Annotated in this window: 19 protein-coding genes and 2 tRNA genes; 8 read left to right on the plus strand and 13 right to left on the minus strand. The window is 65.1% G+C overall.

Going from position 1 to position 21,262, the window contains the following annotated elements; all coding sequences use genetic code 11:
• Positions 1–6 precede the first annotated feature (6 nt).
• Positions 7–2,352, plus strand: coding sequence for an acetamidase/formamidase family protein (locus M2342_RS12705; protein ID WP_264579368.1), 2,346 nt, complete (start codon positions 7–9; stop codon positions 2,350–2,352).
• On the opposite strand, the gene M2342_RS12710 is transcribed toward M2342_RS12705, so the two are convergent.
• The 9 genes from M2342_RS12710 to M2342_RS12750 form a co-directional block, all read right to left on the minus strand.
• Complete coding sequence (locus M2342_RS12710; protein WP_264579369.1) at positions 2,342–3,658, minus strand: serine hydrolase domain-containing protein; 1,317 nt, start codon at positions 3,656–3,658, stop codon at positions 2,342–2,344. The genes M2342_RS12705 and M2342_RS12710 overlap by 11 nt on opposite strands.
• Positions 3,658–4,470: a TauD/TfdA dioxygenase family protein gene (locus M2342_RS12715; RefSeq protein WP_264576190.1), complete on the minus strand. Its 813-nt coding sequence runs from the start codon at positions 4,468–4,470 to the stop codon at positions 3,658–3,660. Before M2342_RS12715 ends, M2342_RS12710 begins: the two co-directional genes overlap by 1 nt.
• 78 nt (positions 4,471–4,548) lie before the next feature.
• Positions 4,549–5,568 carry a helix-turn-helix domain-containing protein gene (locus M2342_RS12720; RefSeq protein ID WP_264579370.1) on the minus strand — a complete coding sequence of 340 codons (1,020 nt, stop codon included), beginning with the start codon at positions 5,566–5,568 and terminating at the stop codon, positions 4,549–4,551.
• Positions 5,549–6,640, minus strand: a complete 1,092-nt coding sequence (locus M2342_RS12725) for an acetamidase/formamidase family protein (protein ID WP_181559146.1) — start codon at positions 6,638–6,640, stop codon at positions 5,549–5,551. Before M2342_RS12725 ends, M2342_RS12720 begins: the two co-directional genes overlap by 20 nt.
• A 40-nt stretch (positions 6,641–6,680) precedes the next feature.
• On the minus strand, positions 6,681–7,463 hold the full coding sequence (gene ygiD, locus M2342_RS12730; RefSeq protein ID WP_264569825.1) for a 4,5-DOPA dioxygenase extradiol: 783 nt from the start codon (positions 7,461–7,463) through the stop codon (positions 6,681–6,683).
• 201 nt (positions 7,464–7,664) lie between these two features.
• Positions 7,665–8,150 carry a VOC family protein gene (locus M2342_RS12735; protein WP_181559144.1) on the minus strand — a complete coding sequence of 162 codons (486 nt, stop codon included), beginning with the start codon at positions 8,148–8,150 and terminating at the stop codon, positions 7,665–7,667.
• A gap of 144 nt (positions 8,151–8,294) precedes the next feature.
• Positions 8,295–9,497: an aromatic ring-hydroxylating oxygenase subunit alpha gene (locus tag M2342_RS12740; RefSeq protein WP_264579371.1), complete on the minus strand. Its 1,203-nt coding sequence runs from the start codon at positions 9,495–9,497 to the stop codon at positions 8,295–8,297.
• A gap of 315 nt (positions 9,498–9,812) precedes the next feature.
• A tRNA-Ala gene (locus tag M2342_RS12745) sits at positions 9,813–9,888 on the minus strand.
• Positions 9,889–9,998: 110 nt separating this feature from the next.
• Positions 9,999–10,328 (minus strand): TIGR02300 family protein, encoded by a 330-nt coding sequence (locus tag M2342_RS12750; protein ID WP_181559142.1) that lies wholly within the window; start codon positions 10,326–10,328, stop codon positions 9,999–10,001.
• A 172-nt stretch (positions 10,329–10,500) separates the two neighbouring features.
• Between M2342_RS12750 and aroA the strand changes: the two genes are divergently transcribed.
• From aroA to M2342_RS12785, 7 genes are all read left to right on the plus strand, one after another.
• On the plus strand, positions 10,501–11,841 hold the full coding sequence (gene aroA, locus M2342_RS12755) for a 3-phosphoshikimate 1-carboxyvinyltransferase (protein ID WP_264579372.1): 1,341 nt from the start codon (positions 10,501–10,503) through the stop codon (positions 11,839–11,841).
• The gene (locus tag M2342_RS12760) at positions 11,838–12,467 is read left to right on the plus strand and encodes a (d)CMP kinase (protein WP_264579373.1); all 630 of its coding nucleotides are present in this window, start codon (positions 11,838–11,840) and stop codon (positions 12,465–12,467) included. Before aroA ends, M2342_RS12760 begins: the two co-directional genes overlap by 4 nt.
• A gap of 176 nt (positions 12,468–12,643) precedes the next feature.
• Positions 12,644–14,344, plus strand: a complete 1,701-nt coding sequence (rpsA, locus tag M2342_RS12765) for a 30S ribosomal protein S1 (RefSeq protein WP_181559139.1) — start codon at positions 12,644–12,646, stop codon at positions 14,342–14,344.
• A 213-nt stretch (positions 14,345–14,557) separates the two neighbouring features.
• Positions 14,558–14,842 carry an integration host factor subunit beta gene (locus tag M2342_RS12770; RefSeq protein WP_181559138.1) on the plus strand — a complete coding sequence of 95 codons (285 nt, stop codon included), beginning with the start codon at positions 14,558–14,560 and terminating at the stop codon, positions 14,840–14,842.
• 165 nt (positions 14,843–15,007) lie between these two features.
• Positions 15,008–15,094, plus strand: a tRNA-Leu gene (locus M2342_RS12775).
• Between the two features lie 116 nt (positions 15,095–15,210).
• Positions 15,211–16,701: an ABC transporter substrate-binding protein gene (locus tag M2342_RS12780; RefSeq protein WP_264579374.1), complete on the plus strand. Its 1,491-nt coding sequence runs from the start codon at positions 15,211–15,213 to the stop codon at positions 16,699–16,701.
• A gap of 77 nt (positions 16,702–16,778) precedes the next feature.
• A complete protein-coding gene (locus M2342_RS12785) occupies positions 16,779–17,186 on the plus strand; it encodes a DUF4112 domain-containing protein (protein ID WP_264576197.1) in 408 nt (135 codons plus the stop codon).
• Positions 17,187–17,218: 32 nt separating this feature from the next.
• Here the strand turns inward: M2342_RS12785 and nadC are convergent, their stop codons facing one another.
• The 4 genes from nadC to M2342_RS12805 all read right to left on the minus strand — a co-directional run bounded on the left by nadC (position 17,219) and on the right by M2342_RS12805 (position 21,221).
• Positions 17,219–18,079 carry a carboxylating nicotinate-nucleotide diphosphorylase gene (nadC, locus tag M2342_RS12790; RefSeq protein ID WP_264579375.1) on the minus strand — a complete coding sequence of 287 codons (861 nt, stop codon included), beginning with the start codon at positions 18,077–18,079 and terminating at the stop codon, positions 17,219–17,221.
• Positions 18,063–19,376: a DUF2254 domain-containing protein gene (locus M2342_RS12795; RefSeq protein ID WP_264579376.1), complete on the minus strand. Its 1,314-nt coding sequence runs from the start codon at positions 19,374–19,376 to the stop codon at positions 18,063–18,065. The genes nadC and M2342_RS12795 overlap by 17 nt, the downstream gene beginning before the upstream one ends.
• Positions 19,377–19,392: 16 nt before the next feature.
• Complete coding sequence (nadA, locus tag M2342_RS12800; protein WP_264580046.1) at positions 19,393–20,388, minus strand: quinolinate synthase NadA; 996 nt, start codon at positions 20,386–20,388, stop codon at positions 19,393–19,395.
• A gap of 68 nt (positions 20,389–20,456) precedes the next feature.
• A complete protein-coding gene (locus M2342_RS12805) occupies positions 20,457–21,221 on the minus strand; it encodes a hypothetical protein (protein WP_264579377.1) in 765 nt (254 codons plus the stop codon).
• Positions 21,222–21,262 lie beyond the last annotated feature (41 nt).

A 21,262-nucleotide genomic window follows, 5' to 3' on the forward strand; every position in this document is an offset into this window, starting at 1 on the left:
CCGCCGTTGCGCTCGACTACAAATGCCTACCCCAAGGAGCAGCGACTCAGCGCATGGAGCTTTGCGCTCAAGCGCGTTTCGATCACGCTGGAGGCGGCCGACGAGGCCACGCTCTACGGCGAGCTCATCCAGTTCACCAGCAGCAACGGCATCGTGTTCGTCCGCCTGCTGGCGACCGCTCAGGAATATACCGTTGATTTTCGCGACGAGCCGGGCTGCTTCTGGCTGGCCGTGACGCTCGATGCGCCAAGCGTGGCGCGCAACGCCACCACCAGCTTCACCCTCGATGATGGTCACATGGTCTGCGCGCGCAGCGAAATGCCGATGTCGCTGCAGTTCACCGGCGATCACCGCGTGCTGTTGCTCAAGATTCCGCCGCGCGCGCTCGATCAGCGCCTCAAGGCCCTGCTACCCGAAAAGCCCCGGCACCTTTCCGCCGACAGCGGCCCTGCCCGCCTGCTCTCCACCGTGCTGCGCTCGCTGGCGGACATGGGCAATGACGTGACGGACGAAGAACTACGTCCCGTCGAACTGGCCCTGCCCGAGTTTCTGCTGGCCAGCCTGCTCAACGATGCGCCGGCCCGCGCGCTCGGGGGCGCCGCGGGGATGCGCGCCGCGCTGCTGGAGCGGATCTTCCAGACCATCGAGATGCGCCTCTCGGACCCCAATCTGAATTACCAGCAGGTTGCGGCCGAACATGGCATTTCACCGCGCTATTTGCAGAAGCTGTTCGAATCCATCGACGACAGCTTTGGCCATTATGTAAAGGTGCGGCGGCTGGAGCGCTGCCGGCTCGACCTGCGCAGCCCGCTTCATGTTCAGAAATCGATCTCGGACATCCTGTTCCAATGGGGTTTCAACGATTCCGCCTCGTTCAGCCGCGCCTTCCGCGAGCAATATGGCATTTCCCCGCGCGACTATCGCAAGATGCCGGCCGTGGACGAGGCCGATCATGGCCCCGACACGCTGCGGCGCGGCCGTTCGACCGCCAAGCGGGCGGTCAGCGACGAAGCCGCCGTCGCGCCGGTCGAGGAGTTGGAGATCGGCGAGGCGGACGCAGACGGCGTCGAGGCCAATGTCATCCCGGCGATTGGCGATGAAGGCACGGTGCGGCATCATCATCTGCCGGTCAGCCCGCGCACGGTCCATTGGGGCTATTTCAGCTCGGCGATCAAACCGGCGCTGATGGTGCGCTCAGGCGACTTCGTGACGGTGGAGACGCTGACCCACCACGCCAATGACGATCCCGAGCGCATGGTCGAGGGCGATCATGGCGCGGAGAGCGTCTATCGCTGGGACGAGACAGGCCGGGCAATCGAGCGGCGCGGTGCCGGCCCGATGAGCGCCAGCGAGTTCGGGCGCGGCCCCGGCGAGGGCTTCGGCGTGCATATCTGCACCGGGCCGATCGCCATTCAGGGCGCGGAGCCGGGCGACATCATCGAAGTACGCATCCTCAGTCTGGAGCCCCGCCGCAGCGGCAATCCGCGCTTTCAGGGCAAGTCCTTCGGCAGCAATGCCGCAACCTTCTGGGGCTTCCACTATAACGACCTGCTCACCGAGCCGAAGAACCGCGAAGTCATCACCATCTATGAGGTAGAGTCGGGCGGCGAACGCCGGCCGACCGCCCACGCCGTCTATTCCTACCATTGGACACCGCAGACCGACCCTTCGGGCACCGTCCATGAGCGCTATGATTATCCGGGTGTGCCGGTCGACCCTGAGACAATCGAGCGCAATTATGACATCCTGCAGAATGTCGAAATCCCAATCCGCCCCCATTTCGGCGTGATCGCGCTGGCGCCGGCCCAGGCCGAGCCGGTCGATACCATCCCGCCCAGCGCCTTTGGCGGCAATATGGACAATTGGCGGACCGGCCCCGGATCGAGCGTGTTTCTGCCCGTGCAGGTCTCCGGCGGACTGCTCTCGCTCGGCGACCCGCATGCCTCGCAGGGCGATTCCGAACTATGCGGCACCGCCATCGAATGCTCGATGACCGCGCTCATTCAGGTGATCCGTCACCCCGCCGGCGAGCTGACCGGCAAGCTGCGCGATCTCGATTATCCGATGATCGAAACCGAGACCGATTGGGTCATCATGGGCTTCAGTCACCCGGATTATCTGAAGGAACTGGGCGAGGACGCGCAGAGCGAAGTATACAAGCGCGCATCCATCGATGCCGCCATGCGCGACGCCTTCCGCAAGGCGCGGCGCTTCCTGATGACCACCAAAGACCTCTCGGAAGACGAAACCATCTCGCTTCTCTCGGTCGGGGTGGATTTCGGCATCTCGCAGGTCGCCAACGGCAATTGGGGCGTCCACGCGATCATTCGCAAGGAACTGTTTACCGCCTGATCGCTGGCTCCCGCTCGGCAAGCACGGCCTGCGCTGCCTGATCAACGAGGCCTCGCAATCTGATCGTCCGATCCACGAAGGCCGGGCCGACCAACACATTGGTCATGACGATGGCGACCAGATTTCGGCCGGGATGGACGAAGAAGTAGCTGTTGGCAGACCCCGACCAGCCGCCGGCACCGGCCGGCATCCCGCCGCGCTGCTCGCTGACCGCATCGCCAATGCCCAGGCCATAGCCGAACAGGACATTCTCGTGCGGCTGCCCGCCGGTCTCCAGCCGCGGCTGGAACATCCGGTCCACTGTCTCGGGCCGGAGGAGGCGCTTACCGTGCCATGCTCCCCGATGGGCCAGCATCTGCGCGAAGTTCAGATAATCATGCAGTGTGCCGGCCAGCGCCCCGCCGCCGTCGAACGGCCGGGCGGGGTCGCGATATTCGGACGTCGCCGCCGGCTCGACAGCCTGCAGGCCGCCGTCCACCGCCGCATAATTGGTGACGAGCCGTGTGGCGCGCGCATCGTCCACCACGAAGCGCGTGTCGGTCATGTCGAGCGGATCGAAAATGCGGGCCTGCAAGAACGCATCGAGGCCCTGCCCCGTCACCCGCTCGATCAGCGCGCCCAGAATGCCGGTGGAGTTGCCATAAGAGAAGCGCGCGCCGGGCTGATGCAGCAGCGGTGCCTTGGCGAGGCGCGCGATCAGCTCGTCCATCGTCCTGGCTGGCGGCGCATCATCAGCATTCTGCCCGACCCCGCCAGCGCGCATCACCCCATGGCGGCGATAATATTGCTGCACCGGGCCGTTGCCGGTGAAATTGTAAGTTACCCCGCTGCTATGGGTGAGCAGATCGCCAATGATCACCGGGCGGTTCAGCGGCTCGGTCACCATCGCATCGAGGCTGCCGCTCTTGTAGACCCGCAGATTTGCGAATTCCGGCATGTAGCGGCTGAGCGGCGCATCGATGGCGATCTTGCCTTCTTCCACCAGCATCATCACCGCGACGCTCGTGATCGGCTTGGTCATCGAATAGAGCCGGAAGATCGCATCGGCGGGCAGTGCGCGGTCGGCTTCGAGGTCCAGCTTACCGATCGAAACGCGAAGCCGCTCCCGGCCGTCCCTGACGATCACGGCCTGCGCATTGGGCAGCTCCCGCGCGTCGACCATGGCCTGCAGCCCCGCACGCAGGGCGGACAGTGCATCGGCCGGCGCGACGGCCTCTGCCGCAGCACCGGCCTTGGCGGCGAGCGGCGTGGCCGTCAGCCAGAGGCAGGCCAGCGCACCAGCCGCCAGTCGGGCGGCGGCCCGCATCAGTACGGCCGGTCGCCTGCGATCGTCACCCGATAGCCCGAGCGTGTTTCCGGGAAATAATCCCAGGTCGCGAAATGCTGGGTGCAGCGATTGTCCCAGAAGGCGACCGAATGCGGCTGCCAGCGGAAGCGGACCTGGAAATTCGGGTTCTTCACATGCTCGGTGAGGAAGCGCAGCACCGCATCTCCTTCCTCGGCCGAGAGGCCGTTGATCTTGATCGTCTTCGACTTGCTGATGAACAGGCATTTGCGCTTGGTCACCGGATGGGTGCGGACGACAGGGTGCGTGTTGCGTGGGTAGACCTTGTCCACATCCGGGAACAATTCGCGATAGATGTGGTTGGAATCATGGACCGCCGTCAGCGGTTCCAGAAAGGCCTGCATGGCCGGCGACAGCGCATCATAGGCGGCATACATGCTCGACCACAGCGTATCACCGCCCGTGGGGGGCACGGTGTGCATGTAGAGGATGCTGCCCATGGGCGGTTCGGCATCTTCACTCAGGTCCGAATGCCAGTCCTCGCCGGCGATGAACTTGCTGTTGGCGTCCGCGTGGATCGACACGATCTCGGGATGCTCTGCAAGGCCGGACACACCGCTGTGCAGCGCCAGCTCGCCGAAATAGCGGCCCAGGCGCTTGTGATTGTCATGCTCCAGATTCTGGTCGCGGAAGAACAGCACCTGATGTTCCATCAGCGCATCATGCAGCTCGCTGACGACCTTGTTGCCGAGCGGGGCGTTCAGATCGACCCCGAACACTTCGGCACCGATCCGCCGGGTGACGGGGCGGATATCAAGAACATCATAGGACATGGCGAACAACCTCGACTGGAACGTGACCCTTGGCATGTGGGCTGCGCGATCATGCGCCAGCGGCGCACACACGTCTTGTCAGCCCGCGAAAGCTCGATTGTCCGGCAGCGCCTGCCGCGCATTGGCGCGGGTCTGGCGCGGCGCTTCCTCGAAGCGCTCGCGATAGGCCCGGCTGAAATGCGCCGACTGGTTGAAGCCCCAGCGAAACGCGATCTCGGAAATGCTCAATTGCGCATGGAGCGGATTGACGAGGTCGGCTCGCGCGCGCTCAAGGCGCCGCCCTTTCACATAGCCGGTCACCGTCTGCCCCGAGCGTGCAAACAGCTGCTGGATATAGCGCACGGACACGCCCTCGCTGCGCGCAACGGACTGCACCGAGAGGTCCGCGTCGGTCAGATTGGTTTCGATCGTGCGGCAGATCCGCTCGAACTGTCGAGCGCGGTGCGCGGCGGCACCGCCCTTGGCTTCCACGCCGCCGGCATGGGCGATCACCGGCACGAGCAATTCGATCAGCGCAGTCTCAAGCGGCGCGAATTCGCGGGCGCGCCCTAGCGAGAGCGAGTCGGCAGCGCTGCGCAACAGCGCCAGCAGCGCATGGGCCACCAGACTGTCCGGCTGGATGACTCCGATGCGGCGGGCGAGCGGTGCCAGCATCCGCGCATCGATGGCAACGCTGGGGATGCGCACGAAGAACTGGCGAAACTGCGTCTTGAACCGCAACGCAGCATCCACGCCCGTCGCGCCGTAGATGAGGCAGTCGCCGGTGAGCGGCATCACGCCTTCATGCGTCTCCAGCGAGGCTTCGCCATCGATGAGCAGACCCAGCCACAGGCCGGGCGCGGCCCCCGGCGTGCGGCCCGCGATGGTGAGAGCGCCGCCCGTCACCACCGCGAATTCGAAGCCCATCGGCGAGGTGATGGCGAGCACCGACCCGCCTGCCTCTGCCGTATTGGGAAACGGCATTTGCAGGCGCTGCATGGCGGCGGCCCAGGCCGGGGCGCGCTCCGCCGCCGGCAGCGACGCGACGTCGAAGGACCAGGCGTCCGGACTGGAGACTGCCTCCCCCGGCCGGGCCGGATCAGCGGGGATCGCGGACACTGCCCTTGTTCGGGAACATGCCACGGTCGATCCGCACATGGATGCCCTGCGTGCCATCGACGACCTGCGTCACACCGAAGTCGGCGCCGACGCTCATCAGCGAATAGGCGTCCGTCCGCGACAGGCCCTGATGCTCGGAGAGCAGCTCGATCATGTCCATCGCGGCATTCTTCATCGCCGCATCGAGATCATCGCCAAAGCCGTGGACGATCCAGTGATTGGGCGTTTCCAGCAACGGCGATGGGAACTTGAAATCCTTACGCAGGATGATCTGGAACAGCACGTCGAGCGAGGCTTCGATGGCCGTGCCGCTGATCTCGCCATCGCCCTGGCTGACATGCGGATCGCCGATGGAGAACAGGCCGCCCTTGACCTGCACCGGATAATACATTCGGGCATTGGCGCCGATCCGCCAGTTATCGATATTGCCGCCATGCAGGCCCGGCGGAATGGTGCTGACCGGCGCATCGACCGCAGGCGCGACGCCGGCGGTGCCGAGATGCGGGCGGGCGGGGATTGTCACGCCGGGCAGCGCCGGTTGCCGGTCGCAATGCGGGCAGTTGGTGATGCGGCCAGGCGTCGTGTAAACCCCCTCGACATCATAGGCGTAAAGCGCGGTGGCAGTGTTGGCGTTCGGGTCCAGCTCGTAGATCGTCACGCGCTCGGTCTCGCCGAACTCCTTGTAGAGATGCCCCCAGTTCGCCTGCAGGTTGGAGCCGTAATTGAAGCGCGGGGTCATCTGGAAATAGCGCACTTCCAGCATGTCGCCGGGCTCTGCGCCCTCGACATAGATCGGCCCGGTCATGATGTGACAGCCCGGTGCGCGCGTGCTGGGATCGACCTCGGTAAAGATGCGCTGGATGTGCTCGTCGAACATCAGCTCGGGATCATCGCCGGCGTGGTGCGTCACCGCCTGCGCCTGGATGAGATCGCCGCTCTTGACGGTCAGCGCTGGTTTCAGTTCCGGTGAGAAGAAGCCCCAGTGCACGGTCTCAGGCGTCGCCCGCAAATAGTGCAGCGCTCCGGGCTGCGTTTCGCTCCGTCGCATTCCATGATTGCAGATCAGCGCCATAATTCCCCTGCTCGTCAGTCAGTGTTGGGTTTGTGGAGGCTCAGGAAGCCCCGATGAGAATGCTCGTCATGCCGAGCGATTTGTGATGGATAAAATTGGGGTGCAGCTGCGCTTCCTCACCCGGATGACGCGCACCCAGCACATAGAGCAGCGGCCAGAAATGGTCGGGCGTCGGCACCGAGAGGCGGGCATCGTCGCCCAGTGCCGCGAAATCGATGACGGTCTGCGGGCGATCCGCGACCACGGCATCCAGCATCGTGCTGTTGAACCGGTCGGCCCACGGATAGGGCTCGGCATCCGGGTTGTTCCAGTCCATCGCCGGCAGATTGTGGACGATGTTGCCGGTGCCCATGATGAGCACGCCTTCGTCGCGCAGCGGGCGGAGCATCTGCCCGATCTTCCAGTGCTGCTCGGGCGTGGCATTCACGTCCATGCCCAGTTGCACGACGGGAATATCGGCCTCGGGATAAGCGTGGACGAGCACCGTCCAGGTCCCATGATCCAGGCCCCAATTGGCATCCATATGGACCGGCACCGGATCGAGCAGTTCGGCCACACGCCGCGCCAGGGCGGGATCGCCGGGCGCGGGATATTGCATGTCGAACAGGGCCTGCGGAAAAGCCCCGAAATCGTGGATCGTGCGGGGCTGCGCCATCGCCGTCACGGCCGTGCCGCGTGTCAGCCAGTGCGCCGAGATGCACAGGATCGCCTTGGGCTTGCCGATGCTCTGTGCGATGCCCTGCCAGGCCTGCGTGGTGCTGCTCTGCTCGAGCGCCACCATGGGGCTGCCATGGCCGAAGAAGATCAGCGGCAGGCGGCTCATTGTCCGGCTCCCGCTGCGCAGGCGCACCTTGCGGACAGACAGGGTTGAACTTGTAGGCTCATGGTCGCTTTTGCCTCATGCTTGCCGCTCGGGCCGTTGCATTGGATGACTGGAGGCTATGGGAAGGGTCGCGGCCCGGTCTTGCAGATTGGCGCACAACATGTTGTTCCGCCAACCCGCCAAGCGGGCCGCGCGCACCCCTCATTCCTTGGTGAACGTCTCGGGAATCTGCGGATTCTCGCCCGCCTTGCCCCACAGCAGGATCTCATTGCCCCAGGGGTCGACGAAGCAGTGGTTATAGCCGTTGAACTCGGCCCAATAATGGTCGCGCCACAGCAGCGTCGCGCCCAGCTCCTGCGCCGTCGCCAGGATTCGATCCGCCGAATCATCGTCGCTGATCAACACCCAGATGCGCGGCTTGCGGCCATCGCTGGCGATATGGCGCGGCGCGACGCCTGCCGGGTCGGGATGCGGGCGCATATTGTCGACCTTGGCGATGCCCATGTGGAGATTGCCGATCTCGCTGTCCGTCCCGTCCTTCTTCTTGAAGAAGCCGCCCGGCACCATGCGGTGATAGACGCCCATCGGGCGGGGATCATTCTCCCAGCCGAACACCTGCGCGTAGAATTCACCGGCAGCATTGGGATCGTCGGCGGGAATATCGAAGAAAATAAGTGAATTGGTCATCATCACCTCTGACTGGACACAAGCCTTTGGGCCGCCGCGCCAGTTAGGCAGCGCGGCGGACGCGAAGCTGTGTCTCCTGCGAACAATGTTTTGATTTCGGGCCTCAGCCCGTCGCGGCGAGGCCCTGCCCCGCCGCCGGAGAGATCAGGAGGTTGCGTGCAACCGCGTGACCGGCGCCGAGGGGCCGCGACGACGGTCCCACTCCTGCTGGTAGCGGTCGACCAGCCACACATTGAGCTGGCGCTGCGCATCTTCCTGCCAGCTGTAGCGCCCGCGCGGGGCGAAGCGGGACGAGAGCCCCTGCTGCACCAGCAGATCGACGTGCAGATCCTGCGCGACGATATCCGCCGTGTGCTCGTCATTGATCCGGCGCTTTTCCTCGAACTCCGGGTCCTCGAAGGCGCTGGGATGATAGAGGCTGCCGAAGGTCAGCCCGTGCGTGGTCGGCGAACGCGCATCCATGATGAGGTAGATCACCACATCGTTGAGCACGACCAGCGACAGCGTCGGCGGCAGGTTCACGAACAGCAGCCGGCTCTGCTCTTCCTCGGTCAGCTTGGGAAAGACCGGCAGCAGCGCCTTCTCGGTGGGGTTGAAGCTCGCATTGGGGTGCGTGGAGCCGTTGAGGCGATAATAGCCCGCCGTCTCACGCGGCACCTCGGGGAAGCTTGCCAGCGAACTCGGCACGAAATCGTGCAGCCCCTGGTGAAGCCGGCTGGCATGATAGCCATCATTGTTATTCTCGAACTGGACCTTCCAGTTCCACGGATATTCATGCGACAGCGGCTCGGGGCCGCGCAGGCTGGCAAACTCGTAATTCGCCACCACCGGCTCGATCGGTCCCATGCGCGAGGCGAGCGACTCCGCTTCGGAATCGAAATTGACGAAGATGAAGCCGTGCCACAGCTCCACCTTGAGTTTGGGCAGATTATACTGCGCCTTATCGAAATTGCAGGTGCGGCCCATCGCCGGCGCGCCGACCAGCTTGCCGTCCAGATCATAGGACCAGTGGTGATAGGGGCAGGTGAAACCGCGCGTATTGCCCTTGCCTTCCGCCACCAGCATGGCGCGGTGCTGGCACACGGCGGACATCGCCTTGATATCCCCGTCCCGCCCGCGCGAAATGATGATCGGCTCATTGGCGTGGCTGGTCGTGAAGAAATCCCCGACTTCCGCGATCCACTCGTCCCGCCCCACGCAGAGCCATTCGCGATAAAACAGCGCGTCCTTCTCGAACTCGTAGAACTCCTGACTCGTGTAGATCTCCGGCGGCAGCGTCTCCGCCTCTTCCGTGGGCTTCACCGAGGAGGCGAAGCTGTCGAAGAACTTGTCGGTCAGAAGAGTCATGTCACATCCTCGCAATTGGCGTCCATGCCGCGCCGCGCGTCCAGTCCCGACCCTCGGCCAGAACCGCCATGCAGCGCGAAGCACCCCAGGCTGAGAAGATGTGTACCAACCGCCGCCCCCACTGGCTTTGCGCCGGGCGACCAACTTTTTGTCGAGAGAGGCAGGGTGGCCCGGGTGGCGCGAAGCTGCGCGGGTAGGCCGGTCGCCGTCAATAAGAGAGGTTGGGATGAGTTCCGGACGCGGCGCTGGCCCGACGCCGCGCATTCACGACGGGGCACGCTCTATAGCGCTTAACCTGTCTGCGATAAGGGGAAATGGTGGAGCCGAGGGGGATCGAACCCCTGACCTCTACACTGCCAGTGTAGCGCTCTCCCAGCTGAGCTACGGCCCCGATCATTGCAGCGGCGACGGGTGGGTCCGTCGCGGCGAGGCGCTGCCTTTAGGTCAGGCTCTGCCTCGCTGCAAGTCCATTTTTTATGGCGCGCAATCTTTCCTGCGCGCTCAGTTTTCTTCGTCGTTATCGTCGCCGGCATCGACGCCGAGATCGTCATCGCCGCCGAGATCGACGTCGTTGTCGGGCGAGCCTTCGGCCTCATCGACGTCGATGTCGATGTCCAGATCATCGTCCGCCGTGCTTTCCGTATCCGCACCGGCCGCGACCTTCTGCGGTGCTTCCTCGAAGGGCAGCGGCTGCTTGGACTTGAGCACGGGCTCGGGCGTCCAGACATTGCCGCATTCGATGCATGTCACGGGCTCGTCCTTGCCCAGATCATAGAAGCGCGTTGCGCATTTGGGGCAGGTCCGCTTCGATCCCCATTCAGGCTTCACCATGTGCCGCCTCATCCTTCCAGAGAGTAATAGCCAAGTGCGCGGACAGGCAGGCCTGCCGCGAAGTGTGGGGCGCCTTGCCATAGCGGGCGGGCACTGTCAAAAGCAGTTCGCCATTTTTATTGCCCGCCCTCCTGCTCCGTGCAGCGACGGCCATTTTTCGGACCTGATTTTCATGACTGACATTGCGCGCAACATGCTCTTCGAGCCTGGCGCTCCGCTGCGTGGCACGGTGACCGTGCCCGGTGACAAGAGCATTTCCCACAGATCCCTGATGTTGTCCGCCCTGGCGGTGGGCGAGAGCCGCGTCTCCGGCCTGCTGGAGGGCGAGGACGTGCTGGCGACGGCGGCGGCGATGCGGGCGCTCGGCGCGCAGATCACGCGCGACGAGGATGGCGTGTGGCGCATTCATGGCGTCGGCGTCGGCAGCCTGACGCAGCCCGCGACCGCGCTCGACATGGGCAATAGCGGCACCTCGACGCGCCTGCTGATGGGTCTGCTGGCCAGTCATGATCTCACCGCGACCTTCGTGGGCGATGCCTCGCTCAGCAAGCGCCCGATGGGCCGCGTGACCACGCCGCTCGGGCTGATGGGCGCCGAGTTCATGACCTCGCCGGGCGGTCGCCTGCCGCTCACCATGCGCGGCATCGCACCGGCGGTGCCGATCGAGTACCGGCTGCCGGTTGCATCGGCCCAGGTGAAGTCGGCCGTACTGCTCGCCGGCCTCAACACGCCGGGCATCACCCGCGTTATTGAGCCGGTGCCCACGCGCGACCATAGCGAGCGGATGCTGCGCGGCTTCGGGGTGGACCTGGTCGTGGAGATCGAAGCAGACGGCACGCGGATCATCTCGCTGACCGGTGAGGCCGAACTCAAGCCACAGACGCTGGTGGTGCCGGGCGACCCCTCCTCCGCCGCCTTCCCCGTGGTCGCAGCGCTGATCACACCGGGATCGGACATTACCGTCACCAATGTCGGCATGAACCCCACCCGCACCGGGCTGTTTGCCATGCTGCAGGCGATGGGCGCGGACCTGACGCTGACTAACCAGCGGGAAGTCGGTGGCGAGCCGGTCGCGGATATCGTCGCGCGCCACAGCACGCTCACTGGCATTGACGTGCCGCCCGAGGTCGCGCCGAGCATGATCGATGAATTCCCGATCTTCTTCGTCGCGGCAGCCTGCGCACAGGGCACCACCCGCACCACCGGGCTGGACGAGTTACGCGTAAAGGAATCGGACCGACTCGCCCTGATGGCGCAGGGCCTCGCCCGTCTCGGCGTGTCAGTGGAGGAGACACCCGACGGCCTCATCATCCACGGACGCGGTGGCGAGCCGCTGGACGGGGGCAATGAACCGCCGACGATCGGCGCCGATCTCGATCACCGCATTGCGATGAGCTTCGCGGTCGCCGGTCATCACACGCGCGGCGGCCTCATCATCGACGATATGAGCCCGGTCGCAACGAGCTTCCCCGGCTTCACCGACATGCTGGCCACGCTCAAGGGCGCGGCATGATCATTGCCGTCGATGGGCCCGCCGCCTCCGGCAAGGGCACGATCGCGCGGGCGCTGGCCCGGCATTATGGCCTGCCCCATCTCGACACGGGCCTGCTGTATCGCGCCGTTGGTATGACAGTCGCGCGGCAGGGCGGGGACGCCGACAATCCGGCCGATGCCGCAGCGGCCTGCGCTTTTCCGGACAGCCTGCTCGCCGATCCGGCGCTGCGGTCGGAGGAAGCCGGCCCCCTCGCCAGCCGCGTCTCGCGTCACCCGCAGGTGCGCGCGGCGCTGCTGGAGCGGCAGCGTGCCTTCGCCGCACAGCCGGGCGGCGCGGTGCTCGACGGGCGGGATATCGGCACGGTGATCGCGCCGGATGCCGACGCCAAATTGTTCGTCACCGCCAGCCTTGCGGTGCGCGCACAGCGCCGCCATGCGGAACTTTCCGCCCATGGCCATCCCGTCGCGCTGGAAGCCCTCTCCGCCGACCTCGCCGAGCGCGACGCGCGCGACATGCAGCGCGCCGATGCGCCCCTGAAGCAGGCCCAAGATGCGGACTTGCTGGATACCAGCAATTTGAGTATAGACGCCGCCGTTCAGCATGCGATCGCGCTGGTGGACGCTCGCCTGAAGAGTCGCCATTAGACGGCTTGGATGAGGCGCTTCGTGTTGCGAGGCGCCCTTTTGCTTTTCCCAAAGCACGAGTGATCGCCTTCGCGCCGCATGGTGAATGCCCGGCCGGCATGAGGTCGTTCGGGCAGTTTGGCCAAAGACCACCGGAGACAACCGGTTGGCCAGCAACGACTTGAAGGAACTCTTACATGGCCTCTCAGGCAAACCCGACGCGCGATGATTTTGCCGCGCTTCTCAATGAATCTCTTGGTGGTGCAGACGGCGGCTTTGAAGGCCGCGTGGTCAAGGGCACCGTCACCGGCATCGAAAACGACCTCGCCGTCATCGACGTGGGCCTCAAGAGCGAAGGCCGCGTTCCGCTGCGCGAGTTCGCCATGCCCGGCCAGAAGGCCGATCTGAAGGTTGGCGACGAAGTCGAGGTCTATGTCGACCGCGTCGAGAACAGCAATGGCGAGGCCATGCTCTCGCGCGACCGTGCCCGCCGCGAAGCCGCGTGGGACAAGCTGGAATCCGAATTCGCCGAGAGCGCCCGCGTTGAGGGTGTCATTTTCGGCCGCGTCAAGGGCGGCTTCACCGTCGATCTCGACGGCGCCGTGGCCTTCCTGCCCGGCAGCCAGGTCGATATCCGCCCCGTGCGCGACGTCACCCCGCTCATGGACATTCCGCAGCCCTTCCAGATCCTCAAGATGGACCGTCGTCGTGGCAACATCGTCGTGTCGCGTCGCGCGATCCTGGAAGAGACCCGCGCCGAGCAGCGCAGCGGCCTCATCCAGACGCTGAGCGAAGGCCAGATCATCGAGGGCGTGGTCAAGAACATCACCGATTACGGTGCGTTCGTTGATCTGGGCGGCATTGACGGCCTGCTGCACGTCACCGACCTCAGCTACAAGCGGATCAACCACCCGAGCGAGATGATCAACATCGGCGACACGGTGAAGGTGCAGATCATCCGCATCAACCGTGACACGCAGCGCATCAGCCTCGGCATGAAGCAGCTCGAGAGCGATCCGTGGGAAGGCGCATCGGCCAAGTACCCGATCGGAGCCAAGCTCTCCGGCCGCGTCACGAACATCACCGAATATGGTGCGTTCGTCGAGCTGGAGCCCGGCATCGAGGGTCTGGTCCACGTTTCGGAAATGTCCTGGACCAAGAAGAACGTCCACCCCGGCAAGATCGTTTCGACGAGCCAGGAAGTGGAAGTTCTGGTGCTCGAGGTCGATGCCGAGAAGCGTCGCATCAGCCTTGGCCTCAAGCAGGCCCAGTCCAACCCCTGGGAGAGCTTTGCCGAGCGTCACCCGGTCGGCAGCCAGGTCGAGGGCGAAGTCAAGAACGCCACCGAGTTCGGCCTGTTCATCGGCCTGGACGGCGACGTCGACGGCATGGTCCACATGTCCGACATCGCGTGGGGCATCTCCGGCGAGGACGCGCTCAACCTGCACCGCAAGGGCGAGACCGTTCAGGCCATCGTGCTTGACGTGGACGTCGAGAAGGAGCGCATCAGCCTCGGCATGAAGCAGCTCGAAAAGGGTGCGCCGGCAGCTGGCGCGGTGCGTGGCACCGGCCTCAACAAGAACGAGACCGTGACCGTGACCGTTCTGGAAGTCCGCGACGGCGGCCTGGAAGTTCAGGCTGGCGACGACGGCGTGACCGGCTTCATCAAGCGCAGTGACCTTGGCCGCGACCGCGACGAGCAGCGCCCCGAGCGCTTCCAGGTCGGCCAGAAGTTCGACGCGCTGGTGATCGGTTTCGACCGCTCCAAGAAGCCGAACTTCTCCGTCAAGGCGCTCCAGATCGCCGAAGAGAAGCAGGCTGTCGCGCAGTACGGTTCGTCCGACAGCGGCGCGTCGCTGGGCGACATTCTGGGTGAGGCGCTAAAGGCGAAGAACTGATCGCCGGGGCTTTTCCCACCCTTTAATAATTGCGGCAGTGGGCCGGTCGAGCAATCGGCCGGCCCGCTCCGTTTCCGGCGTTCTGCGGGGATTTTTCTTGATTGCACGCCGATGTTGGCGCATCGCGCGAGTCACGGAAAACGCAACGAAGGGGGACTCGGGGCACTTCCGGATTATGGGGGACGGCTTCGGCCTTTTCGGAAAGTAGCAGAGATGATTCGTTCTCAGCTCGTTCAAAAGCTTGCGCTTCTTCATCCTGACCTCAGCGGGCAGGAAGTCGACCGCATCGTGGATATCGTTTTCGACTCGATTACCGCGCGCCTGGCCGAAGGGGGCCGGGTAGAACTGCGTGGATTCGGCGCCTTCACCACCCGCGCACGGGACGGCCGCACGGGGCGCAATCCCCGCACCGGCGATTCGGTGGTGGTGCCGCCCAAGCGCGTGCCGCACTTCAAGCCAGGCAAGGAAATGCGCATTCGCCTGAATGCCGGCGACTGAGCACCGTCACCTGAGCCTTTCACGATCCGGCAGCCCGGCCACGCGGCAGCGCATCGGCCGGGTTGCGGTCATTCCGCGCACAGCATGTGCTTGCCGCGGCGCTTGATAAGGGCTGGAACCGTCCTGCCGTGCATGGCATGGGCGTTCGCGCATCCCCATGTGCTTGCGGACGTGGCGAAATCGGTAGACGCAGCAGACTTAAAATCTGCTTCTCATCTGAGAGTGCGGGTTCAAGTCCCGCCGTCCGCACCATAGCGAATGCGATGTCGCCCCTTTCAAGCGCAGCCATGGTTGGACGAATCGCGTCGGCAGGCTACGGCCTCCCTGTAACGTCGATGGATTCTTGTCCGAACAGGGAGTGAAAGGCGATGGGCACCCGCCCCGCGCGAACCTGGGTCCGCCCCCTGCTGGCATTGGCCGTGCTCGCCACTGCGGGATGCAACAGCCCGCGCGACAACCGCACCGTTCGGGTGGACGTGATCGGCCAGAGCGAGGCACTCGCCCAGCCGCTGCGCCACGGCAATGCACCGGCTGCCCGGCTGATCCTCGCCTCGACTGCGCAAGGGCTGCTCAGCTTCGACGCGCGCGGCGACATCGTCGGCGCGCTGGCGGAAAGCTGGATCGTCGAGGATGGCGGCCAGAGCTACATCTTCCGTCTGAAGCGGCTGCACTGGGCGGACGGCAAGCCGGTCCATGCCGATGAGGTCGCCCGGCTGCTGCGTGAGCGGATGCGCGCCAATCCGCTGCTGCTGGCGGGCCTTACCCCCGATGTGCGCGCGATGACCGACCGGGTCATCGAAATAAGGCTCGACATGAGTCTCCCCGCCTTCCTGCAATTGCTCGCTCAACCGGACCTTGCGGTAATGACCCGCTCGGGCGACGGCACCGGCCCCTATCGCCGTGAGCCGGTTGCCAAGGGCGGGCCGGTCGTCCTGGCGCCCGCGACAGCCGCGATCGAGGAGCCGACCGAGGGCGAGCCCGAGAGCGAAGCCGCGCCCCCGGTCGAGCGACGGGAAGTGCGCACCGAGCGCGCGTCGCTGGCTCTCGTTCGCTTCCGTGCCCGCCATACCGATCTGGTGCTGGGCGGGCGCTTCCAGCACCTCCCCTTGATCGCCGCAGCCGGCCTCAACATGGCCGACGCGCAGGTCGACCCGGTCGAGGGCCTGTTCGGCCTCGCCTTTACGAGCACCTCGTCCTTCTTGGCAGACGTACCGGTGCGCGACGCGCTCGCCCGCCTTGTGGACCGGGACAAGCTCGCCGAGGTTCTGGGCTTGCCGGGCTGGCGCACCGCCACCTACCCGCTGCCTGCCTCCTATGAGCTGAACCGCCTGCCGAGCGCACCGGCATGGTCCGGCCGCTCACGCGAGGAGCGCGTCGAATCCGCCCGGCGGATCATCGACCGCTGGCGAGCGGACAAGGGCGACCCGCCGGTTCTGCGGATCGCCTTGCCGGACGGATCAGGCGCCTCCCTGCTGTTCCTGCGCCTGGTTCAGGATTTCGGACAGGCCGGATTGCAACTTGATCGGGTGGCTATCGACCAACCCGCCGATCTGCGGCTGATCGACGAGGTCGCGCCCTTTGACAGCGCGTTCTGGTATCTCGCCCGCCTCGATTGTTCGGCCGGGCTCCTGTGCGATCCGCGCGTGGCCAGCCGCCTCGCCGAGGCACGCAAGAGCCAGAATGACGAGGAGCGCGCTCGATTGCTGGCGGAAGCCGAGGAAGCGACGGTGGCGTTCAGCGGGTTCATTCCGCTCGGTCGTCCCATCCGCTGGTCGCTCGTCGGTCAGCGGCTCACCAACTTCAAACCCTCCTCGCGCGGGGTTCATCCATTGAATGCGCTGATCACCGTCCCCAACTAATCCTTCGCGCTGCCAGCAAGGCAGCCTGCAAAGGAACATGAATGGCCCGGGCGAGACCGCATAACGCCGCTGAAGAGATGGCGAGACAGTTTGAGAGCCTCGCCAGTTCGCGGCTCGGGCGCGATCCCCATGCGGTGCGCCGCCGCATCGAGATGATGGAGCAGGTGCTCGAAAATGCGATGGTGATCCCCGGGACGCGTATCCGCGTCGGGCTGGACGCTATGCTCGGCATCGTTCCCATCGTCGGCGATCTGCTCGCAGCGGCCATGGGCGCATGGATCGTTTGGGAGGCCCGCAATCTCGGGATGCCGCGCTGGCAGTTGCTGCGGATGAGCGGCAATGTCGCCTTCGACACCGCAATCGGCGCGGTCCCGCTGGTCGGCGACGCCTTCGACGTCATGTTCCGCTCGAACACGCGCAACCTGCGGATCATCCGCAAGCATCTCGACAAGCACCATCCACAGACAGCGATTATCGAAGGCTAAGCAAGCGGGCTCCGTCCCTCGGCGCCTTGAGCCTAAATGTTGCTGAAATCGAGGCCGATATCCGCCGCTGGCGCCGATTGGGTCAACCTCCCGACGCTGACATAATCGACGCCGGTGCTGGCGATGGCGCGGATGGTCTCCAGCGTAACCCCGCCAGAGGCCTCCGTGGGCACGCGCTTTCCAACCAGCGTGACAGCGCCGCGCAGAACGCCCGGCGACATGTTATCCAGCAGCAGATGCGTCGCCCCGGCCGCGATGGCCGGCTCGATCTGGTCGATCCGGTCGACCTCCACGATTACCTCGGCAATCCCGGCGGCCACTGCCCGGCGCACCGCCTCGTCCACCGATCCGGCGACAGCGACGTGATTGTCCTTGATCATCGCCGCGTCCCACAGGCCCATGCGGTGGTTTTTCGCGCCGCCCATACGCGTCGCGTATTTCTCCAGCACGCGCAGGCCGGGGATCGTCTTGCGGGTATCGAGCAGCGTCGCCCCGGTGCCGGCGATGCGGTCTACGTAAGCCCGCGTCATCGTGGCGATGCCGGTGAGGTGCTGCACCGTGTTGAGTGCCGACCGCTCCCCCGTGAGCATCGCGCGTGCGCGGCCCTTTAGGCGCATCAGGTCGGTGCCGGCGGGCACCTGATCGCCATCCGCGACGAGCAACGTGATCTCGACAGCGGGATCGAGCGCACGGAAGAAGGCTTCGGCCAACGGCAGGCCCGCAACCGTCACCGCGTCGCGGCTGTCCATCACACCGCTGAACACCGCGTCTACGGGGATGACGCTCTGCGACGTCACATCCCGCCCGCCCCCATTGACCGGACCATCAAGGTCCTCGGCGAGTGTGGCGGCGACGAAGGCGTCGAGGTCGAAGCGGTCAAGTGTGAAGGGCATGGTGCGCTCGCTTTTTCATCGCCGCCTCGAAAGCGCAAGAGCGTTCCTCAAGCTCGGCGAGGGAGGGACCGGCCAGCGCGATCCGCGCCTGCGCCATCAACCGCTCGCCTTCCAGCCGCAGCGCCTCCCGCCGGGGCTGCGAGACGAGGCCGGCGGAAATGCCCAGCAGACAATCGAGAAACTGCGCCGCGGCAATAGGGCTGGTTGCGGCGGCCGAGCGCAGGGAGCCGAACCCGCGCCGCAGGAAATGGTCGAAATCGTCATCGAGCGGAATGACACGCTGCCAGTCTTCTTCTTCCTCTCCCGGTCTGCTGCGCAGATCGCGCCGGGCAAGTTCGCTCATCGAAGCGCCGAGCCAGTGCATCGCCGTCACCGCCGTGAAGGGATCGTTGATGCCAGGCGACAAGGCCCGCAAGCCGATCTCGACCAGCTCGTCGATCAGAAATTCGATGTCCTGCGCCGGAGACCGAAATCCAGCGAGGGAGAAACAGTCCCGCAACTGCTTGGCCATCTCATCATCCACATGACAGCCGTGGACGGACATCAGGCCGATCTCGGGATGCACAAAATCGCCGGGACGCAGGCGCATGACCACGCGGCATTTGTGCTCGCGGGCAACGTCAGCCAGGCCTGAGAAATCGACGATCTGGATATAGCCGCTGCCCGTCGCCGGCACGATCTGCCCGTCAGACAACGCCATCATCTCCACATCGTCACCCTCTTTCGGAAAGCGCTGGCGCACTTCCTTGGTCAGGCGCCGTCCGATCTCCTCAAGCACGGAATTGATGCGGATGCTGGCGGGCACATGATTGAGGAAGAAGACCAGCACGCCGATGGAAATCAGCATCAGGCCGGTGGCGATGACCAGCGAGAGCTGCGGCACGAACCCCACATCGACACTGGATTCCGCCGCCTCCCGGACAACCCGCAGCACCATGACGGCATAGACGAACGTGCCGATGAACGTCGCCAGCGAGAGCTGGTTGCCGCGATCTTCCATGAAATTGATGAGCAGGCGCGGGCCGTAATTACCCGAGGCATAGACCACGGCGGCAATGGTGATCGAGAAAACGGTCGACGCCACGCCGATCATCGATCCGGCAATCACGTTGAGGACGTTGCGCGCCCCCTCCGGCCGCGCGGCATCCACGAACTTGACGAGATGGGCGGCCTGCCCCGAGCGATCGATGGCGATAGTGACGATCGCCAGCGCGAGGGCGAGCATCGTGAACAGCGCCGGATAAAACCAGTAGCTCGCGTTAACGTTCAGCCAGAGCGAGCGCAGGCGGACGATCACCGGGGCGGCTCCCCGCTCACCGCGCTCCCACGTCGCCCTGCCCGACCGTATCGCTGGCAAGATCCAGCATGCGATCGAGGCTCTTCTTCGCGGCCACCCGCAGGCTCTCATCCATCTCGATGCGCGGCTGGAGATCGCGGAGCGCGATGTAGAGCTTCTCCAGCGTGTTGAGCGCCATATAGGGGCAGACGTTGCAATTGCAGTTGCCATCCGCACCCGGCGCGCCGACGAAGCGCTTTTCGGGGATCGCCTTTTCCATCTGGTGGATGATGTGCGGCTCGGTCGCGACGATCAGCGTGTCGCCCGGCATGTCCTTGGCATATTGCAGGATGCCGCTGGTCGAGCCGACATAATCGGCATGATCGATGATAGCCGGCGGGCATTCGGGGTGGGCCGCAACCGGCGCGCCGGGGTGCATAGCCTTGAGCTTGAGCAGCTCGGTCTCGCTGAAGCTCTCATGTACGATGCACACGCCCGGCCAGAGCAGCATCTCACGCCCCAGCTTGCGCGCGAGATAGCCACCCAGATGCTTGTCTGGCCCGAAGATGATCTTCTGGTCCTTGGGGAGCTTGCTCAGGATTTTCTCGGCAGATGAGCTCGTGACGATGATGTCGCTGAGCGCCTTCACCTCCGCCGAGCAGTTGATGTAGCTGAGCGCGATATGATCGGGATGGGCCTCGCGGAAGGCCTTGAACTGCGCGGGCGGGCAGCTGTCTTCCAGGCTGCAGCCGGCGTCCATGTCCGGCAGGATCACGATCTTCTCGGGGCTGAGGATCTTCGCCGTCTCGGCCATGAAGCGTACACCGCAAAATGCGATCACGTCCGCATCCGTCTCCGCCGCCTTGCGGGACAGCTCCAGGCTATCGCCCACGAAGTCGGCCAGGTCCTGGATTTGCGGCTTCTGGTAGTAATGCGCGAGGATGACCGCGTTGCGCTCCTTGCGCAGGCGATTGATCTCCTCCAGCAGGTCCAGCCCCGCAAGACTTCCGCCGATCCCGCCGCGTGCATCCATCACCGAATCTCCTTTGTCATGCGGGGGAGATGGCCACGAAGCGCCCGTTGATCAACCTCTAACCGCGCTCAGGGGAAGAAGGCCCGCATATCGCGCATCGCGCCGGGGGTGCCGGCGACCATATCGCGCGTGATGGCAAGGCCCATCGGGCTGTAGGCGATGGCATCGGCCATGAGCTGGCTGCCGATCAGGATCCCCGCTCCCCACAGCCATGCAGCGTGGACCCGCCCTTTGCGCCGCCAGTCCCAGACCATGCCGGCCAGGATGAACATCATGGGCGCCACGACAGCCGCGACCCACCAGCCCCAGGGGATGAGGAACGGCATCGGCAGCAGCCGCCCGAAGCCGGGGCCGGTCAGCCCGGCCATGGCGCCGCACATCAGCCGCCGGTGCCAGTCGGGACGCGCGCGCATGACGAGCGCCGCTCCAACGGTGAGCGCGAAAGCCAGCAGGCCGATGCTGTTGCCGAAGAGAAATTCGTTGGTATCGAAGAATGGAGGACCACCGATTGCGCGCACCGAGTGACGCGTCACCGCCAGACCCAGCACGACCATGACCGGCACCCAGAGCAGCGCGAGCACACCAAGTCGCCGGTGCAGGCGCGCCGAGCCGCTAGCCGCCAGAAAAGATTGGGTGACGAAAAGAACCAGCCAGCCGAAGAAAACCAGTGCGTGGACATGAAGCAGCAGCGGCGCGGCGAAGGTCGAGCGGCCGGCGGCGACATTGAATGAGAAGCCCGCCACAATGACAAAGGCCATCGCCAGCGCCAATTTGAGGAAGAAGCTGCGCTCGCGCTCGATCTCGGATCTGATGCCTGAAGCAAGTGTTGCCATGACGGTCCCCCCACCGTTGCCTGGACGGCAGGGAAGCTGAT

Source organism: Sphingobium sp. B8D3A (assembly GCF_025961995.1).
In the GTDB taxonomy this organism is placed as follows: domain Bacteria; phylum Pseudomonadota; class Alphaproteobacteria; order Sphingomonadales; family Sphingomonadaceae; genus Sphingobium.

What these genes read in the sequence shown, in the direction of transcription:
- M2342_RS12710 (WP_264579369.1), bottom strand. Translation starts at nt 3,658, where the DNA reads ATGCGGGCCGCCGCCCGACTGGCGGCTGGTGCGCTGGCCTGCCTCTGG.
- M2342_RS12715 (WP_264576190.1), bottom strand. Translation starts at nt 4,470, where the DNA reads ATGTCCTATGATGTTCTTGATATCCGCCCCGTCACCCGGCGGATCGGT.
- M2342_RS12725 (WP_181559146.1), bottom strand. Translation starts at nt 6,640, where the DNA reads ATGGCGCTGATCTGCAATCATGGAATGCGACGGAGCGAAACGCAGCCC.
- ygiD (WP_264569825.1), bottom strand. Translation starts at nt 7,463, where the DNA reads ATGAGCCGCCTGCCGCTGATCTTCTTCGGCCATGGCAGCCCCATGGTG.
- M2342_RS12735 (WP_181559144.1), bottom strand. Translation starts at nt 8,150, where the DNA reads ATGACCAATTCACTTATTTTCTTCGATATTCCCGCCGACGATCCCAAT.
- M2342_RS12740 (WP_264579371.1), bottom strand. Translation starts at nt 9,497, where the DNA reads ATGACTCTTCTGACCGACAAGTTCTTCGACAGCTTCGCCTCCTCGGTG.
- M2342_RS12750 (WP_181559142.1), bottom strand. Translation starts at nt 10,328, where the DNA reads ATGGTGAAGCCTGAATGGGGATCGAAGCGGACCTGCCCCAAATGCGCA.
- aroA (WP_264579372.1), top strand. Translation starts at nt 10,501, where the DNA reads ATGACTGACATTGCGCGCAACATGCTCTTCGAGCCTGGCGCTCCGCTG.
- M2342_RS12760 (WP_264579373.1), top strand. Translation starts at nt 11,838, where the DNA reads ATGATCATTGCCGTCGATGGGCCCGCCGCCTCCGGCAAGGGCACGATC.
- rpsA (WP_181559139.1), top strand. Translation starts at nt 12,644, where the DNA reads ATGGCCTCTCAGGCAAACCCGACGCGCGATGATTTTGCCGCGCTTCTC.
- M2342_RS12770 (WP_181559138.1), top strand. Translation starts at nt 14,558, where the DNA reads ATGATTCGTTCTCAGCTCGTTCAAAAGCTTGCGCTTCTTCATCCTGAC.
- M2342_RS12780 (WP_264579374.1), top strand. Translation starts at nt 15,211, where the DNA reads ATGGGCACCCGCCCCGCGCGAACCTGGGTCCGCCCCCTGCTGGCATTG.
- M2342_RS12785 (WP_264576197.1), top strand. Translation starts at nt 16,779, where the DNA reads ATGGCGAGACAGTTTGAGAGCCTCGCCAGTTCGCGGCTCGGGCGCGAT.
- nadC (WP_264579375.1), bottom strand. Translation starts at nt 18,079, where the DNA reads ATGCCCTTCACACTTGACCGCTTCGACCTCGACGCCTTCGTCGCCGCC.
- nadA (WP_264580046.1), bottom strand. Translation starts at nt 20,388, where the DNA reads ATGGATGCACGCGGCGGGATCGGCGGAAGTCTTGCGGGGCTGGACCTG.
- M2342_RS12805 (WP_264579377.1), bottom strand. Translation starts at nt 21,221, where the DNA reads ATGGCAACACTTGCTTCAGGCATCAGATCCGAGATCGAGCGCGAGCGC.